Raw genomic sequence first — 2,183 nt, 5'->3', positions numbered from 1 at the left:
ACGGAGCACGCGGCGAACGGTCTGAGTCCGATCTTTGATAAGGAGAAAGAGCAGAAGCGGCTGCAGGAAGCGCAGGTGATAGGTGAGATCGGCTCGCAGGTTGGTGATATTGCCAGAACCCAGGGTGAGCTGGCAGCGCAGAAAGTGGCCGGCGGTAAAATGGATAACGCCACAAAAGCCGACCGGGAAAAGGCGAAGCAGGACTGGGAGAAAGCTAATCCGGGCAAAACAGCCACCGACAGGGATATCAGCGGGCAGCTTTACCAGAACTTCTATAACGAGGCGTTCACGGCGACGGGTCTGGGCACGGGTGGAAAAGTCCAGCAGGCCATCCAGGCGGCGACGGCGGCGATACAGGGTCTGGCGGGGCATGATCTTGGGCAGGCGCTGACGGGTGCGGCTGCGCCGTATCTGGCCGAGCAGATCCACAATCTGGCCCCGGATGAAGCGAGCCGTGCCATGGCGCACGCGGTGGTGGGTGCGATTGTGTCGTACGAAGCAGGAAACAGTGCGGCAGCGGGTGCTGCTGGTGCGGTCAGCGGCGAGCTGATGGCGCAGCTGGTGATGAAGGAGCTGTACCCGGGCAAACAGGTCAGTGCGCTGACGGAAACGGAGAAACAGACGGTCAGCGTGCTGGGCACTCTGGCGGCGGGCCTTGCGGGAGGCGTGACGGGAGGCAGCGCGGCGGATGGAATGGCCGGAGCGCAGGCGGGTAAGAACTCGTCTGAGAATAACTTCCTCAGTCAGGGGCATCCGCAGGAATACGCTAATAAATACAAAGCGTGTAACGGAATTGTGGGTTGCGAACAGAATATCCGTAAGGATATGGCGAAAGAATCAGCGGAGAACATTCAGAAGCTGAAATCGTGCTGGGATTCAGGTAACGCCGCCTGTGTTGCAGATACACGTGCGAAAATAGAACTGGATGATAAGACTTATACAGATCTGCGTCAGCAGGATAATATGGCGGGCAACGCTTATGAAAGTTCGGCTCAATGGTATGCTGATATCATAGATCAGTGCGCCGGGAAGTGTGGCTGGCTGGAAGCGTCGTTGTTGAAAACTGGCGCTGATGGGCTAGGTAACCTAGTTTATGGCGCGTTGGGGGCAGGGAGTTTGCCGAAACCTGGGAAGACGGTAGAACCGCAATCATCGGCCAACGCCAGTAAAATTCCAGGCTATGTGGATGAACCGCCTTTTAATCCTGGGGGAACAGGAAGCGCGGCTAAACCGTGGTCTACCAAAGGGCGTATAAAATACGTAGAACTTCCAACGGAAGGGAAAATTCGGTTTGTACCTGATAGTAATTATTCTTCTACTAATCCGCTACCAAGAGGACCAAATAATGGGTATCTCGATAAATTCGGTAACGAGTGGGTTAAAGGGCCATCTCGTACAGCAGGGCAGACATTTGAATGGGATGTCCAGCTATCACCTAAGGGTAAGGCTCAGCTTGGTTGGGCAACAAGAGATGGTTCACATTTGAATGTGTCTCTGGATGGAAGAATAACACATAAGTGATTAAGGGGAATACTTGATGGAAAATAAAATAGGTTTTTATCAGGAGGTGAAAATATCTTCTGATTGCCAAAATAAAAAATATGCAGGGAAGAAAGGTGGCGTTATGGGAGTGAGTGAGGAGGATGGTGTTCTTTATGGTTACTCTGTAAAACTTTATGACGAAGAATATCTTTTGTCTTTTGATAAGGATGAGGTTATTCCTACAGGAAAACAGCTAACGCAAGATGATTTTTTTTAATGAGAATCCCGGCCAGTTAAGCCGGGTTTTTTTATCTGCTATTCGATCAGCTATATTCTCCTGTCTGCTGTTTACTAATCATCTCGATTAACACTATTAACTAACATTGCTAAATCCAGAGCGAGACGCATCAGCAGAGCGCGCTGGGCAGCACCGTCTCCGGCGACACGCTGAAGGTGACGGCGGGGAACGATCTGACCGCATCGGGCAGCAACCTGCTGGGCACGCACGACGTGACGCTGAGTGCGGGCAACAACCTGACGCTGACCACCGCCGCCGAGTCCGATCACTCCGCCTCGGTTGAGCAGAAGAAAAAGTCCGGCTTCGGCGGCACCGGGGGGATAGGCTTCTCGCTGGGGCATTCGTCGCAGAAACTGACCCGTGACGACAGCAGCAACGTGCAGAAAGGCAGCGTGGCGGGCAG

General features: G+C 53.2%; 3 protein-coding genes. All 3 read left to right on the top strand.

What is annotated here, in order from left to right:
• A partial coding sequence (locus tag AC07U6_RS22180) for a polymorphic toxin type 17 domain-containing protein (protein ID WP_494764857.1) occupies nucleotides 1-1,521 on the top strand: 1,521 nt, incomplete at its 5' end.
• A 16-nt stretch (nucleotides 1,522-1,537) separates the two neighbouring features.
• Nucleotides 1,538-1,759 carry an Imm31 family immunity protein gene (locus AC07U6_RS22175; RefSeq protein ID WP_200564166.1) on the top strand — a complete coding sequence of 74 codons (222 nt, stop codon included), beginning with the start codon at nucleotides 1,538-1,540 and terminating at the stop codon, nucleotides 1,757-1,759.
• Nucleotides 1,760-1,935: 176 nt separating this feature from the next.
• The coding region (locus AC07U6_RS22170; RefSeq protein WP_494764856.1) for a hypothetical protein at nucleotides 1,936-2,183 on the top strand (248 nt) is incomplete at its 3' end.

The organism is Erwinia sp. GW821-FHT03D09, from assembly GCF_059420805.1.
Note: the sequence above shows the minus strand (reverse complement) of the source record. Positions and strands in the feature narration are given on the sequence as shown.